Source organism: Caballeronia sp. GAWG1-5s-s (assembly GCF_023631445.1).
Classification (GTDB): Bacteria; Pseudomonadota; Gammaproteobacteria; order Burkholderiales; family Burkholderiaceae; genus Caballeronia.
In genome coordinates this window covers 421,703-442,337 of record NZ_JALQDC010000022.1, presented here as the reverse complement: position 1 = coordinate 442,337, position 20,635 = coordinate 421,703, and the positions used below count along the sequence as shown (strand labels likewise).

Below are 20,635 nucleotides of genomic sequence, written 5' to 3'. Positions count from 1 at the left end.
CGGGAAAACCCTGAATGGTAGCAAACGCAATGCGTCACGGCACGACAGAAAGGAACAGAAACGCCGCGAAAATGACGAGATGCACGACGCCTTGCAGCACCGTCGAGCGGCCCGTGCCGAGCGTGATGACGGAAACGACGAGCGTCAGCGCGAGCATCGTGATTTCCTTCGGCGCGAGGCCGAGCGCGATCGGCTGGCCGATGGCGATCGACACGATCGCCACCGCCGGAATCGTCAGTCCGATGCTGGCGAGCGCCGAGCCGAGGGCAAGGTTGAGGCTCGTCTGCAAGCGGTCGAGCCGCGCCGCGCGCAACGCAGCGAAGCCTTCGGGAAGCAGCACGAGCGCGGCGATCACGACGCCGACGACCGCCTCGGGCGCGCCCGCTGCCGCCACGCCCGCCTCGACGGCCGGCGAAAGCAGCTTGGCGAGCCCGACTACCGCGACGAGCGACAGCATCAGAAACGCGAGCGCAATCCACGCTTCACCGTTACTGGGCGGCGGCGCGTGCGGGCCGTCGTCGGCGGCATCGGGCGAACTCGCGGCCTTCGGCGCGAACGGCAGAAAATAATCGCGATGGCGGATGGTCTGCACGAACACGAACATCATGTACAGCACGAGCGACACCACGCCGACGAAAATCAGTTGCGACGTCGAAAGCGCCGGGCCGACCACCGTGCTCGTGAAGTTCGGCAACACGAGCGTCAGCACGGAAAGCGCGCAGAGAATGGCGAGCGCCGCGCTCGCGCCTTGCAGCTGGAAGTCTTGCACGCGATGCCGCAGGCCGCCCATCAGCAGGCACAGCCCGACGATGCCGTTGCCGCAGATCATGATCGCGGCGAACACGGTATCGCGCGGCAATGCCGCCTTCTCGGGACCACCGGACAGCATGACGGAGACGATCAGCGCTACTTCGATCACCGTGACCGCCACCGCGAGCACCAGCGTGCCGAACGGCTCCCCGACGCGATGCGCGACCACCTCGGCGTGATGCACCGCCGCGAACACGGCGAACGCCAGCGCGACCGCCGCCAGCGTGGTCAGCACGGCGCCGTGAATGAGCGCGGTCGCGCCGAGCACGACGAGCGCGAGAATCGGCGCAACGAGGGTCCAGTCGAGCTTGAGTTTCATCGGCGCTCCGGGCTTGTCGGGTGAATGGGATCGTCGGCCTGCGGCGACGGTCCATCGGCATGATAGCGGGCGGACCGCGCGCCGACGACAACGCAAAAAGCGCGACACAAAACAAAACGGACGGCCTGAGCCGTCCGCGATGCGCCGTTCGGTGGCGAATTACGACTCGAGTTCCGCGTTCAGCGTGATCTTCGCATTGCCGGCAAACAGTTTCGACACCGGGCAGCCCTCTTTCGCCGCCTGAGCGGCCTTGTCGAACGCGGCCTTGTCCGCGCCGGGAATCTTCGCCTTCAGGTCGAGCTGGCACGACGTGATCGTGAAGCCTTCGCCGTCTTTCTCCAGCGTGACCGTCGACTTCGTTTCGAGGCTTTCCGCCTTCATGCCCGCCTGTTCGAGTTGCAGCGATAGCGCCATCGTAAAACAGCCGGCGTGCGCCGCGCCGATCAGTTCTTCGGGGTTCGTGCCCGGACCTTCCTCGAAGCGCGACTTGAATCCATACGGCGCTTCGTTGAGCACGCCGGTTTGCGTCGAGATGAAACCCTTGCCGTCCTTGATGCCGCCGCTCCATTTAGCCGATGCAGTCTTTTGCACGAGAGTTCTCCGTGAAGATGGTTTCAGTTGCGTTCGACCGGGCGCGCTGGCCTCGCTTCGATCAATGCGCACGACGCGTCCGGTCTCGATGACGCTTGTCGATGAACGCGTCGCGCCGAAGCACTGCGCGAAGCGTCGGGTCCATCGTAGCGGATCGGTGCTCGCGGCGCAGGAAGCGCGCTGCCGCACGACTTTTGTTCAGATGGCGAAGCACCGCCGATTCACTTAGCATGCGTGGGCTCGTTCAACTCTCTGCACGCTTAAAACATGAATTCATTTGCACGACGCGCCGCGACCCGGGGAGCCGCCTAGCATGGGACCGCCGACCGAACGCATTGCCGAAGATGTCCTGTTGCCCGAGCGCGTCGATGTGGTCGTCGTGGGCGGCGGCGTAATCGGCATCAGCACCGCGCGCTTTCTCGCCGAGAAAGGGCTTTCGGTCGCGGTGTGCGAGAAAGGCCACGTCGCGGGCGAGCAGTCGAGCCGCAACTGGGGCTGGTGCCGCGCGACGCACCGCGACTTGCGCGAGCTCGAACTCAGCCTCGAAAGCCTGAAGCTGTGGCGTCGCATGGACGCGGATCTGGGGATCGACAGCGGCTATCGCGAATGCGGCATTTTGTATGCCGCCGATGACGCCGACGCCCTCGCCGATCACGAAGCATGGCTCGCGCGCGCCGTCGCGAAGGTCGGACGCGGCGCGCTGGATTCGCGCATCGTGTCGCCCGAAGAAACCGCCGCGCTCATGCCGGGCGCGGCGCGGCGCTTCGCAGGCGGCATTTACACGCCGAGCGACGGCCGCGCCGAACCGCAACGCGCCGTGCCCGCGATGGCCGCCGCGCTGCGCGAGCGCGGCGTCAAGATCGCGATGCCCTGCGCCGTGCGCGGCGTGGAAACGAGCGGCGGCGCGGTGAGCGGCGTCGTGACGGAACACGGGCGGATTCGCTGCGACAGCGTGGTGATCGCAGGCGGCGCGTGGACGCGGCTCTTCGCCGGGAATCTCGGCGTGGACGTGCCGCAATTGATGGTGCGCTCGTCGGTCGTGCGCACCGCGCCGCTGGCCGGTGGCCCGGAGGTGAGCGCGTGCAATCAGTCGGTCGGCTATCGCAGGCGGCTGGACGGCGGCTATTCGATTGCGAACGCGTTTCGCAGCTACAGCGACATCACGCCCGACAGCTTTCGCCTGTTCGGCAAGTTCCTGCCCGCGCTCAAGAGCCAGCTAGGTTCCATCAAGCTCGGCTTCAACGCGCGCTTTTTCGAGGAGTTGCGCCGCCCGCGCCGCTGGCCGCTCGACCGCGAAACCGTCTTCGAGCGCGTGCGCACGCTCGACCCCGCGCCCGTCGAAGCCTTCAACGAAACCGCGCTCGCCGAGTTTCGGTCCATTTTCCCTTCGCTCGCGCATGTGACGGTGGAGCAGTCGTGGGCCGGCTATATCGACGTGACGCCGGATGCGGTGCCCGTCATTTCGGGCGTCGAGCGCGTGCCGGGGCTTTTCATCGGCACGGGGTTCTCGGGGCACGGCTTCGGCATCGGGCCGGGCGCGGGAAAGTTGATGGCCGATATCGTCGCGAACGACGCGCCGCTCGTCGATCCGCATGCGTTCCGTCTGTCGCGCTTCTTCGACGGCAGCAAGATCGAGATCGACGGCGGCTTCTGACGAAACCGGGCGCCTTCGCGGCGCGCGGCGGCACGCGCTAACATACCGGATTCGCTGGCGACGCCGCCGCACTTCATTCGTTTCGAGGCTTTCATGGCATCCACGCCCCTTTTGTTCATCGACGTCTGGTCCGACTTCGTCTGTCCGTTCTGTTATCTGGAAACGCCGGTGCTCGACCAGTTGCGCAACGCCTACGGGGACGCGGTCGAGATTCGCTGGCACGCGTTCGAGCTGCGTCCGGAACCCGCGCCGCTGCTCGATCCGAATAGCGAACACATCGCGGAGTCGTGGGAGAAGTCGGTGCGCCCGCTCGCCGACGAGCGCGCCCTGCTCATGCGCATGCCGCCCGTCGCGCCGCGCAGCCGCAAGGCGTTCGAGACGGCGCTCTTCGCGCGTGAGTCGGGCCGCTACGACGTCGTGCATCGCGCGATTTTCAAGGCGTACTTCGAGGAAGGAATCGATATCGGCGATACCGACGCGCTGCTGGACATCGCCGCGACCTGTGGCGTCGATCCCGAACTTCTGGAAGAAGCGCTCGATGAGGGCACGTACACCGATCTCGTCGTTGAAGACGAGGAATTCGCGAAAAAAATCGGCGTGACCGGCGTTCCGTTCGCGGTGCTGTCGCGCGAGCCGGCACCCGGAAAAGAGCCGCCGCCGCCCATCGCCCGGCGCGGCGCCGCGCCGGTCCAGCATTTCGAAGCGGCTATCGAGCGACTCTTTCCCGACGGCTTCCCCGGCAGCTGAGCCCATACGCTCGCTGAAAATCGGCTAGCAGTGGTGCTCGGCCATGAACGACTTCAGCGCGATACGCTGCGACGGTTCCAGCGCTTCGAATTCGAGTCCGTATGCGATGCCCGCGTCGCCGGATTCCGCCGCGCCGACGTGGCGCACCAACGCCGATGTATCGATCTCCACGTCGATGCCATCCGTGCTGAAGCGAAACGACAGGCGGAGGCGGTCGCCTGCCTGCGCGGTCGGCGCGGGCACGGTCAACGACATGCCGTACGGACTGATGTCGCTCACGCAGCCGAGTTGCGGTGATGCGCTCGGCTGACCTTCGATCGAATAAAGCGCCGCGAGCCGTGTCGGCATGCGGGCGAACTTGCGCGTGCGCAGGCGGCGGATCGCGCCCGGCGCGGACAGCACGACATAGCTGAACGGCTCGCGGCTCGTGGCATCGACGGTGCAGGCGAAGCGGAATACGCCGCGGCCCGTGAGCGCGACCAGCTCCACCGTCTCGCCGCGCGTCAGTTCGAGCGGTGCGACGCCGGTCATCACCGGCTGCGTGACGAAGAGCGACCGCTCGCCGTTGCGCCGCACGGCCGAAAAACCGATGACGCGGCTCGCGTACATCGCGGACGCGGACCACCCGCTGCCGCGCAGACCGACACGGCCTCCGATCGAAAGCCCCATGTCGTCGAGCGTCAGCGGCGCTTGGCGGCCCGCATCGCTGCTCGATTCCGCTGTCGCGGGCTCATTGGTGGCGCGGTGAGGCTCGAAATGTCGATACAGGAAATCGCGCGTAGTTTCGTCGGGGATGACGACGTCTGCTTCGAAAAGCAGCGCGCCGTCAGGTCCGAGGAGCGGCGCTCCGAGGGGCGCGTTCAGCGGGATGTCGCTGACGGCGAGGCGGACGAGAGCCGGAGAAACGGGGGAAGTGGGTTGTGCGGTCATTGGTCGGGCGATTCTTATTCGTTTTAGGGAATCGTCGCCGTTCACCGCGCGGTCGTCAAGCGATTTCGGAACAATTTACCTTGCAAGCGCGGTAATCGGACAGCGGATCGGTTACTACTGCCCGCTCGACGTTATGCGCATAAACCTGACTCGACCTACAACCCCTGCGCCGAAAACGTATCGCACTGCTTAACATCCCCCGTCGACATCCCTCGCCGCAGCCAGCGCTGCCGCTGCGCGCTCGTCCCGTGCGTGAACGCTTCCGGCACGACGCGCCCTTGCGTCTCCTGCTGCAAGCGATCGTCCCCGATCGCGCCGGCCGCATTCAGGCCTTGCTCGAAGTCGCCTGGTTCGATGAGCTTCGCATTGTCCCGTTGCGCCACAGCCGCCCACACGCCCGCGAAACAGTCCGCCTGCAATTCGACGCGCACGGACAACGCATTCGCCTGCTCGCGCGACATCCGCGCCCGCGCCTGGTCCACCTTGTCCGAGATGCCGAGCACGTTCTGCACGTGATGCCCCACCTCGTGCGCGATCACATACGCTTGCGCGAAGTCGCCGCCCGCGCCGAAACGGTCGCGCAATTCGCGGTAGAACGACAAATCGATATAAACCTTGCGGTCGGCCGGACAGTAGAACGGCCCCATTGCCGCCTGGCCCATGCCGCATGCCGTCTGCGTGCCGCCCGAGAACAGCACGAGCTTCGGCGCCGGGTAGTCCTGATTGAACTGCGTACGGAAGATGTGCTCCCACGTGCGTTCCGTATTGCCGAGGACGCGGCGCACGAACACCGCGCCCGGATCGTTGGCGGGCGGCGCGTCGCTCGGCGCGGCCTGGCGTTGCGGCGCATTGCCGTGCAAGACCTGCGCGCCGTTGATGATCGTCATCGGATTGATGCCGAAGAAATACGACGCCGCCAGCGCGACGATGATCGTCCCGATCCCAATTGAGCCGCCGCCAATGCTGAACCCGCCCGATCCGCGCCGGTCTTCGACGTTCTGACTTTCCGCTTCATCATCGAGGCGCATGTTGCTTTCTCCGTTTAGTTGGCGCGTCGCGCGCTGCTGACAAAGCGATTATCGTACCCGCGCCTGCGCCCTTCTCTACACGGCCGGTCCGTCAAAGTTCGTCCGCCTCTTTCGACGCGAACGCATTGCCGAATGTCCTGCAAAGCGCGTGATGCGGTGCGGTCGATTGTCGCGACGATGCCGGCTTGCATCCGCCATGCCGGTCGCGCCCGCTATCTCGAAAACCCCGCATTATCAAGCAAATAGACGCGTTCCTACGCAGAAACGCGGCATTTCCGCGCAAGCCGGCTTTGCTGACGCAGCGCAACACCTCGCGCGATTCAGCGCTACGCTTTGCCCCGTAATCAACGCAAATCGAAGTACGGCCGACCTGGCCAAGACACGCAACGTAGCAGACGTCATCATGCAATCGACTCCTGAAGCACTCGATCTGGCGCGGATACAGTTCGCGTTCACCGTATCGTTTCACATCATCTTTCCGGCGCTGTCCATCGGGCTCGCGAGCTTCATCGCCGTGCTCGAAGGCGCATGGCTCAAAACCGGCAAACCGGTCTACAAGGACCTGTGCCTTTTCTGGTCGAAGGTCTTCGCAGTGGCATTCGGCATGGGCGTCGTGTCGGGCGTCGTCATGGCGTACGAATTCGGCACCAACTGGGGCGGCTTTTCCAGCTTCGCCGGTCCCGTCACCGGCCCGCTGTTGACCTACGAAGTGATGACCGCGTTCTTCCTCGAAGCGGGCTTCCTCGGCATCATGCTGTTCGGATGGAACAAGGTCGGCCCGAAGGCGCACTTCGGCGCGACGCTGATGGTCGCCATCGGCACGCTCATCTCCACGTTCTGGATTCTCGCTTCGAATAGCTGGATGCAGACGCCGCAAGGCTTTCGCATCGAAGGCGATCACGTCGTGCCGGTCGACTGGTTCGCGATCATCTTCAACCCTTCGTTTCCGTATCGGCTCGCGCACATGGCGATTGCCGCGTTCATCGTGGCGGCGCTCGTCGTCGCGGCAACGGGCGCATGGCATCTGCTGAAAGGCCGGCGCGATCCGGCGATCAAGAAGACCTTCTCGATGGCGCTGTGGCTGCTGCTCGCGCTGACGCCGATTCAGGCGCTCGTCGGCGACGCGCACGGGCTCAACACGCGCGAATATCAGCCGGCCAAGATCGCGGCGATAGAAGGCATCTGGGACACGGAGAAAGGCGGCACGGCGCTCAACGTGTTCGGCATTCCGGACATGCAGGCCGAAACGACGAAGTACGCGGTACAGATTCCGCATCTCGGCAGCCTGATCCTCACGCATAGCTGGAACGGCGAAATTCGCGGCCTGAAGTCTTTTCCGAAGGATGAACGCCCCAACTCGACCATCGTGTTCTGGAGTTTTCGCGTAATGGCGGGCCTCGGCGTGCTGATGATCGTGATGTCGGTCGCCGGGTGGCTGTTGCATCGCAAGCGCAGGCTGTTCGACGCGCGCTGGTTCCATCGCTTCGCGCTCGTCATGGGGCCGACGGGCTTCATCACGCTGCTCGCGGGCTGGGTCACGACCGAAGCCGGCCGTCAGCCGTGGGTGGTCTACGGCGTGATGCGCACGGCCGACGCCGTCTCGCCCGTGACCGCGCAGCAGGTGGGCGTGTCGCTGCTCGCGTTCGTGGTGGTCTACACGATCGTCTTCGGCACGGGCATCTACTACCTGCTGAAGCTGCTGCGGCACGGCCCCGCACTGCCGGGCGAGACGCCGCACGCGCCGGCTTTGTCGGCGGGCACGGCGCGACGCCCGCTTTCGTTGCCCAATCAGTCCATCGAAGGAGCATGACCATGGACCTCACACTCGCCTGGGCCGCGATCATCGCGCTCGGTCTTCTCATGTACGTGGTGCTCGACGGCTTCGACCTCGGCATCGGCATTCTCTTTCCGTTCTTCCCGGACCCGCACGACCGCGACGTGATGATGAACACCGTCGCGCCCGTCTGGGACGGCAACGAGACGTGGCTCGTGCTCGGCGGCGCGGGCCTCTTCGCCGCGTTTCCGATGGTCTATTCCACCGTGCTCTCGGCGCTCTATCTGCCGCTCGTGCTCATGCTCGTGTGCCTGATTTTCCGCGGCGTGTCGTTCGAGATTCGCGCGAAGGCGTCGCGCACCAAGCCGATGTGGGATCTGGCGTTCATCGGCGGCTCGGCGGGCGCGACGTTCTTTCAGGGCGTGGCGCTGGGCGCGTTTCTCGACGGCATTCCGGTCGCGGACGGCCGCTTTTCCGGAGATGCCTTCGGCTGGTTCACGCCGTTTTCGATGTTCACGGGCGGCGCGCTCGTCGTCACGTATGCGCTGCTGGGCGCGTGCTGGCTGATCGCGAAGACCGAAGGCGACCTGCAGCGGCGCATGTACCGCGTCGTGTGGCCGCTGACGCTGCTGCAACTCGCGACGATTGCCGTCGTCAGCGTGTGGACGCCGTTGCTCGATGCGAGCATCGCATCGCGCTGGTTCGATTCGCCGCTTTTCTATCGCATGCTGCCTGTGCCGATACTCGTTCTTGCGTGCGCCTGGGCGATGCGTCGATCGATTGCATCGCGCCACGAAAAGCGGCCGTTCGCCGTGGCGCTCGGGTTCGTGGTGCTGGGCTACGCGGGACTGGTCGCGAGCATCTCGCCGAACGATATTTTCCCCGGCGTGTCGATCTGGGATGCCGCCTCGCCGCGGTCGAGCCAGCTATTCACGATTGTCGGCGCGGCGGTGATTCTGCCGGTCATCATCGCCTACACGACGCTGGGCTATTGGGTATTCAGAGGAAAGGTGCGTCATGGCGAACATCACTACCACTGAGCGCGGCGGCGAGACTGCGATGACGCGCGCGACGAAGCTGTTCTGGTTCGCCGCGCTGTGGATGGCGGGCGTCGGCGGCGCGATGCTGCTCGCGCTGCCGTTCAAGCTGTTGATTCGGCTCGGGACGGCGATTCATTGAACCGCGAGCCCGTTGCGGCGAACGTCAGAAGAACGCCGCCGCAATCGCGCCCGCGACGACGCCGAACACGACCACCGCCCCCGCCACGAACGCAAGCACGCGCGGCGGAAACGAGCGGGCGAGCATCGCCATCGACGGCACGCTCACGGGCGGCAGCGTCATCAGCAGGGCGCCCGCCGGGCCGGCCGCCATGCCGAGCGACAGCATCGCCTGGATGATGGGCACTTCGCCCGCCGTCGGAATGACGAACAGCGTGCCCGCCACCGCGAACGCGACGATCCACAGCGCGCCGTTGCCGATATCCGGCCCGATATGCGGAAAGAGCCACGCCCGCGCCGCGCCGAGCAGCAGCACCAGCACGATGTACTCGGGCACGAGCCGCAGCGTCATGCGGCCGAGAATCTTGACCCAGCGCGAGAACGCGGTGCCCGGCTCGTCTTCTTCGATCAGCTTCGCGAGCGCCTCGCGCGATGCCGTCGCCTGCGCGGGCGTCACCATGCGGTTCACCGCGTAGCCGAGGCCGAGCACCATCACCACGCCGAGAATCAGCCGCAGGCCTGTCCACTGCCAGCCGAGCACGAAGCCCATGAACACCAGCGCCGCCGGATTGAGCACCGTGTTGCCGAGCCAGAACGCGATCGCCGCGCCCGGCGCCGCCTGACGCGCCCGCAGCCCCGCGACGACCGGCGCCGCGCAACAGGTGCACATCATGCCGGGCAGGGACATCAGCCCGCCGTTGATCACGCTGCCGAAGCTATGCTGGCCGAGCGCGCGCGCGACCCATTGCGGCGGGATCAGCGCCTGCACCGCCGAGCCCAGCAACAGGCCGAGCACCATCGCCTGCCAGATGGCCTTGCCGTAAGCCATCGCGTAATCGAGCGCGGCCTGCCACGACGGCTCCGGCGCGCTCGCGGACGCGCCCATCAATATAGATTTGCCGATGGAATGCTGGCTCGCCGCGACGAACGCGCGGTTGTAGTACGGGAACCATTTGACATAGAAAAGGCCCGCGACGGCGATCAGCAGGAACACCAGCCAGCCGAGCGCGACGCGGGGTTGTCGAAGCGTGGTCATATTCTTGGTCGAATCGAAAATAGAAAATCAGCCGAGCGCGGGCGTCGTCTCGGACAACTGCGCAAGCAGCGCCTTGGCCTGATCGACGCTCTCGGCGTCGTTCGGACGAAACAGCATATGCGCCGCGTGCGGCAACTGCGTGTAGAGCGCGCGGCTGCTGCGGCCGTACGCCGGATCGTAATGGCGGTCGATCAATTCGGCGAACAGCGCGGCGCGCTCGCCTTCGTCGATCAGCCGATGCCAATGTTCCACGCGCTCGCGGCTATGCAGCGCGACGAGCTTCGACAACTGCGCCTTGAAGAACGCGGGTTCGTCGAAAAGATGCGCGTAGTCCTGCAACAGAAATGCGATGCGGTCCTCGCGGCGCGCTTCCACTTCCACGCAGGCGGCCGCGTGCAGGCTGTCGAGCAGCGAGTCGGGCGTCGAGACCGAACCGATGCGCCGGCCTTCCGCCTCGATGAAAACGGGCTTGGCCGGATCGAAGCCGCGCAGCGTATGGACGAGCGCGGAATCGAATGCTTTCTGCGACGGCTGCGCGTGCCCCGGCAGCGCGCCGAGCAGCGAGCCGCGATGCGCCGCCAGCCCTTCGAGGTCGAGCACCTGAGCGCCCGCTTGCGCGAGCGCGTGCAAGAGCCGGGTCTTGCCGCTGCCCGTGTGCCCGATCAGCACGATAAAGCGAAATTGCGCCGGCAACGCCGTGAGCCTGTCGAGCACGTCGCGCCGGTAGCTCTTGTAGCCGCCATCGAGCTGCCGCGCCTGCCAGCCGATCATGTTCAGCCACGTCGTCATGGAGCCGGAGCGCTTGCCGCCGCGCCAGCAATAGATGAGCGGCCGCCAGTTGCGCGGGCGGTCCGCGAAGATCGTATCCAGATGACGCGCGATGTTGCGCGCGACCATGGCCGCGCCGACGCGCGTGGCCTCGAACGGCGACACCTGCTTGTACATGGTGCCGACGATCACGCGCTCCTCGTTTTCGAGCACCGGCGCGTTGATCGCGCCGGGAATGTGATCCTCGGCGAATTCGAGCGGCGTGCGGACATCGACGATTTCATCGAAATCCTGAAGACGGTCGATTGAAACGAGCAGGTTTTTCACGGAATTTGAGCGCAATTCGGCGGCGGCGAAGCCCGAAATTATCGCACGGAGAGCGAATTCGGTTTTGCGGCGGATTTTTGCGCGCGCCGCGATGCGGTTACAGTAAGGGCATCGCGAATCCGGTCAGGCGGGCAGGAGAATCGATGGGCTATCAGGCAACTATCGGCGTGCGGCGCTACCGTTTCGACGACCTCAAGACGCTGCTCGCCCGCGCGAGCCCGCAGCGGTCGGGCGACGAACTAGCGGGCGTCGCGGCGGCCACGGAGGAAGAGCGCGTCGCCGCGAAGATGGCGCTCGCCGACTTGCCGTTGCGCGCATTCCTCGACGAGCCGCTCATCCCTTATGAAACGGACGAGGTCACGCGGCTGATCGTCGATACCCACGACGCCGCCGCGTTCGCGCGCATCGCGCATCTGACGGTCGGCGAATTGCGCGAATGGCTGCTGTCCGATGTGACGGATACCGCCGCGCTCGAAGCCGTTCAAATGGGCCTGACGCCCGAAATGGCCGCCGCCGTCTCCAAGCTCATGCGCAATCAGGATCTGATTCTCGCCGCGAGAAAGCGCCCTGTCGTCACGCGCTTTCGGACGACCATCGGCTTGCCGGGCCGGCTGTCGGTGCGCCTGCAGCCGAATCACCCGACGGACGATCCGAAAGGCATCGCCGCCTCCATCCTCGACGGCCTCTTTTACGGCTGCGGCGATGCCGTGATCGGCGTGAACCCGGCCTCCGATTCGCCCTCGGACATTGCCGCGCTGCTCACGATGATGGACGACTTCCGCCAGCGTTACGACGTGCCGATGCAGTCGTGCGTCCTCACCCATGTGACCAACACGCTCGCGGCGATCGAGCACGGCGCGCCCGTCGATCTCGTGTTCCAGTCGATTGCGGGCACGGAGCGCGCCAACGCCAGCTTCGGCGTGTCGCTCGCGCTGTTGCAGGAAGCGCACGACGCGGCGCAATCGCTCGCGCGCGGGACCGTCGGCGACAACGTCATGTACTTCGAGACCGGTCAGGGCAGCGCGCTCTCCGCGAACGCCCATCATGGCGTCGACCAGCAGACTTGCGAGGCGCGCGCCTATGCGGTCGCGCGACACTTCCGGCCGCTTCTGACGAATACGGTCGTCGGTTTTATCGGCCCGGAATATCTGTACGACGGGCGGCAGATCATCCGCGCGGGACTCGAAGATCACTTCTGCGGCAAGCTGCTCGGCGTGCCGATGGGCTGCGACATCTGCTACACCAATCATGCGCAGGCCGATCAGGACGATATGGACACCCTTCTGACGCTGCTCGGCGTCGCGAACGTCAATTTCATCATGGGCGTGCCCGGCGCCGACGACGTGATGCTCAACTATCAGAGCACCTCCTTCCACGACGCGCTCTACGTGCGCCGCGTGCTAAACCTGAAGCGCGCGCCTGAATTCGAGGCGTGGCTCGCGCGCATGCGGGTCACGGATGCGCACGGCGCGCTGCTTCCGCGTTCGTCGGGCGCAGCGCGACAACCGCTTCTCGACTGGATCGACTCATGACCGACGACGCCACGCCAAGCCGGATCGACGCGGACCCTTGGGACGCGCTCAAGCGGTTCACGAATGCGCGGATCGCGCTCGGACGCGCGGGCGACAGTCTGCCGACAGCACCGCTTCTCGCGTTTCAACTGGCGCACGCGCAGGCGCGCGACGCGGTGCATCAGCCGCTCGACACCGCATCGCTCGGCGAAGCGCTGCGCGCAGCCGGCTTTGCGACGCTCGAAGTGGCGAGCGCCGCGCCGGATCGCGATCACTATCTGCGTCGGCCTGACATGGGCCGCGTGCTCGACGACGCCAGCGCCGCCCGGCTTTCCGCGTACGTCAGCGAGCACGGCGATGCGCCCGATGTCGTGTTCGTCGCCGCCGATGGCCTGTCCGCGTTCGCTGCCCAGCGCCACGTCGCGCCGCTGCTGGCCATGCTGCGCGCCATGCTGGACGGCTGGAACATCGGGCCCGTGGTCATCGCGACGCAGGCGCGTGTAGCGCTGGGCGACTGCATCGGTGAGCTTTTACGGGCGCGGATCGTCGTGGTGATGATCGGCGAGCGGCCGGGCCTCAGTTCACCCGACAGCCTCGGGCTTTACGTCACCTATGAGCCACGCGTCGGGCGCATGGACGCCGAGCGCAACTGCATTTCGAACGTGCGCCCCGAAGGACTCGGCTACGATGCCGCCGCGTTCAAGCTGCACTGGCTGCTGAACGAAGCGCGGCGGCTCGGGCTGACGGGCGTCGGATTGAAAGACCGCAGCGGTGCGCTGCCCTCGCCTGCGGACGTGGGGCGGATCGAGCGCGAACGCTGAACGCGGTTCGTCGCGCTCGCGTACAAACGCGCCCCGTCAAAGCACGAGCGACCCCGCCGAAATCGCGACGACCAGAAAGATCACGAACAGCACGAGGAAGATGAAGAAACAGATCTTGGCGATACCGGCCGCGCCTGACGACACGCGTCCGAAACCGAAGAAGCCGGCGATGACCGAGATGACTGCGAAGAGAATAGCGAGCTTGAGCATGGACGAGCCTTTTTTGTTGTGAACAGCAGGCTCCTTGCAAGCCTCATGCCCCGCCGATTAACTGGCGCCGATGCGCAAGACCGTTAGTTGCAAACGAGTGTCCAAAAAAGGCACCGTCTAACAACGGTGCCTCCTCGCAAAAATCACCGCACGCCGCGCGCCGGATTCTCCGCTGCGGCAACCACGGCAGCGCTCGCCGCAGGAACGCGCGTCCGCATGCCGAGCCAGTTCGCCACCGGCTGGCGCAAACGCGGCACGGAAAGCAGCGCGATGATCGCGACCGCGTCGCCGACCAGACCGGCCGGCACGTTCACGAGCCCGTCCGTGAAGGTGAAGAGGATCGAATCGACCACGAGCGAAATCACCGCGCCCGCGACGAAGCACACCATGCCGTCGCGCCCTATCGCACCGATCCACGGCAAACGGCTGGCGACGGCCTTCACCACGCCGTACCTCGCCAGGTTGGTCGCGATCCACGCGATCGCGAGGAAATTGACGACGCGCGCGCCCGCCAGGTCGCGCTTGAACGCACTGTCGAGCACCGGTGGCAGCACGAGCAGCTTGTAATACGCCATGCCGACGATCACCGTGAGCGCGGCGGCGCTGATGGTCCAGCCGAAGCGGTGCGACGCCACGCGCTGATAGACCGGCTGGCAGCGCGCGAGCACGCCGAGCGTGAACATAAGTTGCCAGGCGGCAGGATTGAAGTCCCAAAGGTTGTCGTCGACGGACGGCATATATTCGCCGATGCCGGGCGCGAACGACCAAAGCGCGAGACTCAAACCCAGAAGCACCCACGGCTTCGTGCGCGCGAGCGGCAACACGAGCGGCACCGCCAGCGCGAACAACGCGTACATCGGCAGAACAGCGGCCAGATACGGCTGGCGCTCGAAGGTCAGAATCTGGGCGATCGACCTCACCGGTGCCGCCGTCAGCGTGTCAAGGTCGTGCAGGACGAGATTCGGCGCGTGACCATAGAACGGTCGCAGCAGGAAGGTGGCCACGAGCATCAGCGCGGCAGTGATCAGGAACGCGCGGTAGATCTCGAACGCCCGCCGCACGAAACGCAGGCCCGCGGCGCGCTCCGACCGGCGCTGAGCGAGAGACGCGTAAGCGGTCGCGGTGGCGAAACCGCCCAGAAACACGAAGACCTCGGCGGCGTCATTCAGCGCAAACGCGTGCAACGTGAAGTGCGACAGCACGCTGCCGCCGATATGATCGACGACAATGATCAAGAGTACGAGCCCCCGGAAGAAGTCGAGCTCGACGAGGCGTTGGGATTGTCCGGACATGCGGCGTGACCGTGTGTGCTGCAGAGTGCAGTAGGTGGACGGAGAGCGGCTCGACAGCGACCGCATCGAAGCATTGGAGTTTACCCGTATTCGTTGCGGCGCATCATCGGAACAGGAGGACTTTTCCGCCCTAGTTCGGTTATTTGTCGGATTTCGACGGCGAACTTACCGCTGAAGCGAACTTCTGCGGAACCAAGGGCCAACGAAGGTTTCAAATAGCTTTCATAATACCGGCTGCACCGGCTAAGATCACGCCTCTTCCCTCCTACGAATAACGCATCGCATGGACTACATCGCCGCCCTTCTCACCGACCCCGCCGCCTGGGCGGCCCTCGCGACGCTCGTCGTGATGGAAGTCGTGCTCGGCATCGACAACCTCATCTTCATTTCGATCCTCACCAACAAGCTGCCAGCCGAGCACCGGGCGCGCACGCAACGCATCGGCATCGGGCTCGCGCTCGTGATGCGGCTCGGCCTGCTCGGCACCGTCGCGCTGATCGTGCGGCTCACCGCGCCGATCTTCGAGGCGTTCGGTCACGGCTTCTCGTGGCGCGATCTGATTCTGATTGCCGGCGGCGTGTTCCTCGTGTGGAAAGCCACGAGCGAAATTCATCATCACGTGACGCACGACGCCGAGGATCACGCCGGGCCCGCATCCGGCGCGCGGCTCACGCCGTTGTCGGCCATCGGCCAGATTTTGCTGCTCGATCTCGTCTTTTCCATCGACAGCATCGTGACTGCGGTCGGCATGACGGAGCACATCCCGATCATGTTCGTCGCGGTCATCGCGGCGGTTTCCGTGATGCTGTTCGCGGCGGGGCCGCTCTCGCGCTTCATCGAACGCAATCCGACCATCGTGATGCTCGCGCTCGGCTTTCTGCTGGTGATCGGCATGACGCTGATCGCGGAAGGCTTCGGCACGCACGTACCAAAGGGCTACATCTACGCCGCGATGGCGTTCTCCGCGCTCGTCGAAGGATTGAACATGCTGGCGCGCCGCGCGACCAGCAAGCGCCGCGTTGCGGTGTCGCGCGAGCAGAAGCCGCATTGAGCGTCAGAAGGGCAACTCGCGCTGCGGGTTGTCCTCGGTTGTCTCTGCGGCAGGCGGCATCGGCTGCGCGCGCAGCCATCGCTCGATGGCATCGACCACATGCCGGCGCTCCGCATCGTCGAGCACTTTTCCCGCCGCGATGCCGTGCCATTTGGCGAGACAGGTCCGGCAGCACGTCGCCGTCGCATGCTGCGCGATGAACACGGGATGCCCGCGAAATGGCGTCTGCTTGCCGTCATTGAGCGGCGCCTGCGGCGCGAGCCGTTTCGCGATCAGTTCATGCGCCTGCGCGACCACCGTTTCCACGCCGCGCTCGCGCAGATAGCGGCCTTCGCGCACGCCGAGCGCGAATCGCCGGCGAAACGCGGATTTCGCGAGCGCATCGAACACGGCGTCGAGATCGCGCATGGACGCTCAGTCCTTCGCGTAGAGCGTCGAATCGGCGAAATCGCGCGCGTCGAGCACGCGGCCTACGAGAATCAGCGCCGTGCGCTCCATGCCCGAGGCGCGCACTTTCTGCGCGATATCGACGAGCGTGCCCTGCACGCGTTCTTCGTCCGGCCAGCTTGCGCGGAAGATCACCGCAACCGGACAGTCCTCGCCGTAATGCGGCAGCAGATCCGCGACGATGCGCTCGATATGCCGCACGCCGAGATGAATGGCGAGCGTTGCGCGATGACGCGCGAGGTCCGCGAGCGATTCACCGGGCGGCATCGACGTTTTCGCCGCATAGCGCGTGAGGATCACCGTCTGCGAGATGCCGGGCAGCGTCAGCTCGCGCCCGAGCGCCGCCGCCGATGCCGCCGTCGCCGTCACGCCCGGCACCACTTCGTAAGGAATCCCTAACATTTCCATGCGACGAATCTGCTCGCCGATCGCGCCGTACAGCGACGGATCGCCCGAATGCACGCGCGCGACATCCTCGCCATTCGCATGCGCTTGCTGCAACAATGCGACGATGGCATCGAGATCGAGTTCCGCCGTATTCACGGCGCGATGCGCGCGATGCCCTTCGAGCACGCCTTCCGGCACGAGCGATCCCGCATACAGAATCACGGGGCACGCGCGAATCAGCCTTTGCCCTTTGACGGTGATGAGTTCCGGATCGCCCGGTCCCGCGCCGATGAAATAGACCGTCATGTCAGTGAGAGTCGAGAGCGAGCAGCGCATGAAGCGCGCTCGCGGGGTCGTCGAATTCGCGGTCTGCTTCGGGCAGCATCGGCCGCGCGAGCATCACCACGGGTAAGTGCCGTTCACGCGCCACCGCGAGCTTCGCCTCGGTAGCCTTGCCGCCGCTGTTCTTGCTGATGACGACATCGATGCGCGCCGCGTCGAACAAGGCGCGCTCGCCGTCGGTATCGAACGGCCCGCGCGCATCGAGAATGCTGGCGCGCGCCGTCCCTTCGTGCGCGCCGAGACATCGAATGGTCCAATGCTGCGACGCCGGGATCTCGTCGAGATGCTTGAGCGGCTCGCGTCCGAGCGTGAACAGCGGCCGGCGAAACGGCGCGATGCGTTCGACGATCCCGCGCCAGTCAGCCGCATCGCGCCAGTCGTCGCCGGGCTGCGGCTGCCACGCGGCCCGGCGCACGGCCCAGAGCGGCACATGCGCCAGCGTGCAGGCTTCGCGCGCATGGCGGCTCATTTGCGCGGCATACGGATGGGTCGCGTCGATGACGAGCGTGATCCGTTCAGCATGCAGGTAATCGACGAGACCCGCCACGCCGCCGAAGCCGCCCACGCGCACGGCACAGGCGAGATCCGTCGGCACGCGAGCAAGTCCCGCGAGACTGTAGACGTGCGGCGCGCCCATGTTTCGCGCGATGGCGAGCGCGTCGCCCGTTCCGCCGAGCAGCAACGCGCGCGTCATGCGGCGCTCCCGACGATCACGCCTTGCCTGTCGATTGCGAACGTCTCGACGATCACGCCGCTCGGCACGGTATCGAGCGCCACGTCGCGGGCGCGCGCGCAAACGAGGTCGCCCAGCGCGATGCCTTCGGCGCGCGCCAGCTTCAGCGCTTCCTGACTCGTATTCGCCGCGCGGATGGCCGACTGAAGCGCCGCGCTCGCGCCCGCCTCCGCAGCCCAGCAGGCCAACAGTGGCAAGTCAATGCTGGAGCTGCGGCTATGCAGGTCCATGTGTCCCGCCGCGAGTTTGCTGAGCTTGCCGAAGCCGCCGCACAGACTGAGCTTCTCGACGGGCGCGCGACGCAGATGCTTGAGCACCGCGCCCGCGAAGTCGCCCATTTCGATCAGCGCGATATCCGGCAAGCCGTAGCGGGCGCGCATCGCGTCTTCGCTCTGATTGCCGGTGCAGGCCGCGATATGCCGCACGCCGTTCGCGCGGGCCACGTCGATGCCCTGATGAATGGAGGCGATATACGCCGAACAAGAAAACGGCCGGACGATGCCGGTGGTGCCGAGAATCGACAAGCCGCCCACGATGCCGAGCCGCGGGTTCATCGTCTTTTGCGCGAGCGCTTCGCCATGCTCGACGCCTATCGTCACATCGAAGCCGCCCGCATAGTCCGCGAGCGGCGCGAGCGCGAGGAGATGCTCGGTCATCATCTTGCGCGGAACAGGGTTGATGGCCGGCTCGCCGATGGCGAGCGCGAGGCCCGCCCGCGTCACCGTGCCCACGCCCGGCCCGGCGTGAAAGCGCACGCCCTTATCCGCCGAGAGACGCACGCGCGCGAACACCAGCGCGCCATGCGTCACGTCCGGATCGTCGCCTGCATCCTTGATGACGCCCGCTTCCGCTGCATCGCGCATGCCGTCGATCAAGCGGCAGAATTCGAGCTTCATCGTGACGCGCTGGCCCTTGGGCAACACGATCTCCGCGCGATCGCTCATCTGCCCGGTCAGCAACAGACGCGCGGCTGCGAGACTCGTCGCGGTCGCGCAGCTTCCGGTCGTGTAGCCGCTTCTGAGCGGCGCGGGTTGTTCCGATGTCTCGTCACGCATGATGAGCGTCGAATGCGGTCAAGGCTTGCTCGCGCAGAGCAGCGTGATGGGCAACGCTTGCCGCCAGGTATCGAAGCCGCCGAGCGGTTCCGCATGCGCGACACCGATGCGCACGAGTTCACCGCCATGCCGCGCGCGCCAGTCGACGAGCGCGGCTTCGCTCTGCAGCGTGACCGCGTTCGCAATGAGCCGCCCGCCCTGACGCAGTCGCGACCAGCACGTATCGAGCACGCCCGGCACGGTCACGCCGCCGCCGATGAACACGACGTCGGGCGCGGGAAGGCCCGCGAGCGCCGCTGGCGCTTCGCCCTTGACGAGCTGGAGCGCGGGGACGCCGAGCGCATCGCGGTTATGTTCGATCAAACGCTGCCGGCCCTCGTTCGCTTCGATGGCGATGGCACGGCAGGACACATGCGCGCGCATCCATTCGATGCCGATCGACCCGCAGCCCGCGCCCACATCCCACAGCAGTTCGCGCGGCTGCGGCGCAAGGCGCGCGAGCGTGACGGCGCGCACATCGCGCTTGGTCAACTGGCCGTCGTGACGATAGGCGTCGTCGGGCAGGCCGGGCGTGAGCGGCGGACCGGCATGACCCGCATGCGTGCGGCATTCGATGGCGACGAGATTGAGCGACGCCACGAATGGCTCGCGCCAGTCGTCCGCGCGCTCGTCGATGCGGCGTTCGTTCGCGCCGCCGAGATGCTCGAACACGGTCATGCGGCTCGGGCCGAATCCATGCGCCGTCAAGAGCGAAGCGATCGCAGCGGGCGTCGCGCCGTCCGCGCTCAGGACCAGCAGGCGCTCGCCGCGAAACACATGCGCGAGCAGCGAGGCAACGGGCCGCCCGACAAGCGACACGCAGCGCGCGTCCTGCAACGCCCAGTGCAAACGCGCAGCGGCGAGCGACAGGGACGAAGGCGCGGGAATCACGCGCATCTCGTCGACGGAAAGCTCGCGAGCGAGCGTCGCGCCGACGCCGAAGAACATGGGATCACCGCTCGCGAGCACGCATACGGGCATGCCGCACGTGCGCTCGGCAAGCACGGCATCGAGAGAAAACGGGCTGGGCCACGGCACGCGGCGCGCAGCGATGCTCGCAGGCAAGAGCGCAAGATGACGCTCGCCGCCGTGAATCGCGCCGGCCTCGACAAGCGCGCGCCGCGCCGCGCGGCTGAGGCCCTGCCAGCCGTCCTCGCCGATGCCTACCACGGTCAGCCAGCTCGACATGGGGCGTCCCCTCCTTGCGGTTCGCGACGCGCTTCATGCGACGATGCCCTGCACGAAGCGTTCTGATGGTCGATAAAAGCGGGCATAATACATCGGTACGTCGGTGCCCAACGGTTCAACCCGCGGGCCTAACAGGGAACACAGCGAAACTGTGGCTGCCCCCGCAATTGTACGCAGCGAGTCCGCGCTCCACTGCCACTGGTTTATACCGGGAAGGCCGGCGCGGGCGCAGACCTGCCAGCCAAGAGACCTGCCGACTCACGCTTTCCACGCTCAGCACGCTTTACACGCATTATTCGCGCGACGCCGTCCGGGCGGGGTGTACCGGTGGCATCGCCCGAAGCGAGAATCGCACCGG

At 66.1% G+C, this 20,635-nt stretch carries 21 protein-coding genes and 1 riboswitch; of the genes, 8 read left to right on the top strand and 13 right to left on the bottom strand.

Translation table 11 applies throughout. The annotated features are described in order from the left end of the window. Positions 1-34 precede the first annotated feature (34 nt). Both NCR34_RS16325 and NCR34_RS16320 read right to left on the bottom strand, forming a co-directional pair. Positions 35-1,129 (bottom strand): calcium:cation antiporter, encoded by a 1,095-nt coding sequence (locus NCR34_RS16325; RefSeq protein WP_250500486.1) that lies wholly within the window; start codon positions 1,127-1,129, stop codon positions 35-37. Between the two features lie 159 nt (positions 1,130-1,288). Beyond that, on the bottom strand, positions 1,289-1,720 hold the full coding sequence (locus NCR34_RS16320) for an OsmC family protein (protein ID WP_175941681.1): 432 nt from the start codon (positions 1,718-1,720) through the stop codon (positions 1,289-1,291). A gap of 313 nt (positions 1,721-2,033) precedes the next feature. Between NCR34_RS16320 and NCR34_RS16315 the strand changes: the two genes are divergently transcribed. Both NCR34_RS16315 and NCR34_RS16310 read left to right on the top strand, forming a co-directional pair. Beyond that, complete coding sequence (locus NCR34_RS16315; RefSeq protein ID WP_250500485.1) at positions 2,034-3,374, top strand: NAD(P)/FAD-dependent oxidoreductase; 1,341 nt, start codon at positions 2,034-2,036, stop codon at positions 3,372-3,374. A 93-nt stretch (positions 3,375-3,467) separates the two neighbouring features. After that, positions 3,468-4,121 (top strand): DsbA family oxidoreductase, encoded by a 654-nt coding sequence (locus NCR34_RS16310; RefSeq protein ID WP_250500484.1) that lies wholly within the window; start codon positions 3,468-3,470, stop codon positions 4,119-4,121. Between the two features lie 24 nt (positions 4,122-4,145). Here NCR34_RS16310 and NCR34_RS16305 read toward each other — a convergent pair whose 3' ends face one another. Next, the gene (locus NCR34_RS16305) at positions 4,146-5,051 is read right to left on the bottom strand and encodes a flagellar brake protein (RefSeq protein ID WP_250500483.1); all 906 of its coding nucleotides are present in this window, start codon (positions 5,049-5,051) and stop codon (positions 4,146-4,148) included. A 155-nt stretch (positions 5,052-5,206) separates the two neighbouring features. Continuing rightward, positions 5,207-6,079, bottom strand: coding sequence for a KPN_02809 family neutral zinc metallopeptidase (gene ypfJ / locus NCR34_RS16300; protein ID WP_248322444.1), 873 nt, complete (start codon positions 6,077-6,079; stop codon positions 5,207-5,209). A gap of 403 nt (positions 6,080-6,482) precedes the next feature. Here ypfJ and NCR34_RS16295 point away from each other — a divergent pair, with 403 nt between their 5' ends. From NCR34_RS16295 to NCR34_RS16285, 3 genes are read left to right on the top strand one after another with little or no spacing between them, the layout of a single operon-like run. Then, the gene (locus NCR34_RS16295; protein WP_250500482.1) at positions 6,483-7,889 is read left to right on the top strand and encodes a cytochrome ubiquinol oxidase subunit I; all 1,407 of its coding nucleotides are present in this window, start codon (positions 6,483-6,485) and stop codon (positions 7,887-7,889) included. 2 nt (positions 7,890-7,891) lie between these two features. After that, positions 7,892-8,893: a cytochrome d ubiquinol oxidase subunit II gene (gene cydB, locus NCR34_RS16290; protein ID WP_250500481.1), complete on the top strand. Its 1,002-nt coding sequence runs from the start codon at positions 7,892-7,894 to the stop codon at positions 8,891-8,893. Then, entirely contained in the window at positions 8,871-9,032 is a 162-nt protein-coding gene (locus NCR34_RS16285) for a hypothetical protein (protein ID WP_250500480.1), read from the top strand. Before cydB ends, NCR34_RS16285 begins: the two co-directional genes overlap by 23 nt. 24 nt (positions 9,033-9,056) lie before the next feature. On the opposite strand, the gene NCR34_RS16280 is transcribed toward NCR34_RS16285, so the two are convergent. Together NCR34_RS16280 and mnmH are read right to left on the bottom strand one after the other, a co-directional pair. Next, positions 9,057-10,106 (bottom strand): permease, encoded by a 1,050-nt coding sequence (locus tag NCR34_RS16280; protein WP_250500479.1) that lies wholly within the window; start codon positions 10,104-10,106, stop codon positions 9,057-9,059. Between the two features lie 27 nt (positions 10,107-10,133). Further along, a complete protein-coding gene (gene mnmH, locus NCR34_RS16275; protein WP_250500478.1) occupies positions 10,134-11,201 on the bottom strand; it encodes a tRNA 2-selenouridine(34) synthase MnmH in 1,068 nt (355 codons plus the stop codon). A gap of 143 nt (positions 11,202-11,344) precedes the next feature. On the opposite strand from mnmH, the gene NCR34_RS16270 reads away from it, so the two are divergent. After that, the gene (locus NCR34_RS16270) at positions 11,345-12,733 is read left to right on the top strand and encodes an ethanolamine ammonia-lyase subunit EutB (protein WP_250500477.1); all 1,389 of its coding nucleotides are present in this window, start codon (positions 11,345-11,347) and stop codon (positions 12,731-12,733) included. Beyond that, positions 12,730-13,533, top strand: coding sequence for an ethanolamine ammonia-lyase subunit EutC (eutC, locus tag NCR34_RS16265; protein ID WP_250500476.1), 804 nt, complete (start codon positions 12,730-12,732; stop codon positions 13,531-13,533). The genes NCR34_RS16270 and eutC overlap by 4 nt, the downstream gene beginning before the upstream one ends. A gap of 36 nt (positions 13,534-13,569) precedes the next feature. On the opposite strand, the gene NCR34_RS16260 is transcribed toward eutC, so the two are convergent. Beyond that, positions 13,570-13,743, bottom strand: coding sequence for a DUF1328 domain-containing protein (locus tag NCR34_RS16260; RefSeq protein ID WP_159833772.1), 174 nt, complete (start codon positions 13,741-13,743; stop codon positions 13,570-13,572). Positions 13,744-13,886: 143 nt separating this feature from the next. After that, positions 13,887-15,035 carry an OpgC domain-containing protein gene (locus NCR34_RS16255; protein ID WP_250500475.1) on the bottom strand — a complete coding sequence of 383 codons (1,149 nt, stop codon included), beginning with the start codon at positions 15,033-15,035 and terminating at the stop codon, positions 13,887-13,889. Positions 15,036-15,318: 283 nt separating this feature from the next. On the opposite strand from NCR34_RS16255, the gene NCR34_RS16250 reads away from it, so the two are divergent. Beyond that, positions 15,319-16,086: a TerC family protein gene (locus tag NCR34_RS16250; RefSeq protein ID WP_175941497.1), complete on the top strand. Its 768-nt coding sequence runs from the start codon at positions 15,319-15,321 to the stop codon at positions 16,084-16,086. A 3-nt stretch (positions 16,087-16,089) separates the two neighbouring features. Here NCR34_RS16250 and NCR34_RS16245 read toward each other — a convergent pair whose 3' ends face one another. The 5 genes from NCR34_RS16245 to cbiE are packed head-to-tail and all read right to left on the bottom strand — an operon-like array spanning position 16,090 to position 20,277. Then, on the bottom strand, positions 16,090-16,494 hold the full coding sequence (locus tag NCR34_RS16245; RefSeq protein WP_250500474.1) for a DUF4186 domain-containing protein: 405 nt from the start codon (positions 16,492-16,494) through the stop codon (positions 16,090-16,092). A gap of 6 nt (positions 16,495-16,500) precedes the next feature. Beyond that, positions 16,501-17,226, bottom strand: coding sequence for a precorrin-4 C(11)-methyltransferase (gene cobM, locus NCR34_RS16240; RefSeq protein WP_250500473.1), 726 nt, complete (start codon positions 17,224-17,226; stop codon positions 16,501-16,503). Position 17,227: 1 nt separating this feature from the next. Continuing rightward, positions 17,228-17,956, bottom strand: a complete 729-nt coding sequence (locus tag NCR34_RS16235) for a cobalt-precorrin-6A reductase (protein ID WP_250500472.1) — start codon at positions 17,954-17,956, stop codon at positions 17,228-17,230. Then, positions 17,953-19,050 (bottom strand): cobalt-precorrin-5B (C(1))-methyltransferase, encoded by a 1,098-nt coding sequence (locus NCR34_RS16230; protein ID WP_250500471.1) that lies wholly within the window; start codon positions 19,048-19,050, stop codon positions 17,953-17,955. Before NCR34_RS16230 ends, NCR34_RS16235 begins: the two co-directional genes overlap by 4 nt. Before the next feature lie 18 nt (positions 19,051-19,068). Then, positions 19,069-20,277 (bottom strand): precorrin-6y C5,15-methyltransferase (decarboxylating) subunit CbiE, encoded by a 1,209-nt coding sequence (gene cbiE / locus NCR34_RS16225; RefSeq protein WP_250500470.1) that lies wholly within the window; start codon positions 20,275-20,277, stop codon positions 19,069-19,071. An 84-nt stretch (positions 20,278-20,361) separates the two neighbouring features. Further along, positions 20,362-20,549, top strand: a riboswitch (cobalamin riboswitch). The last annotated feature ends 86 nt before the right edge of the window (positions 20,550-20,635 follow it).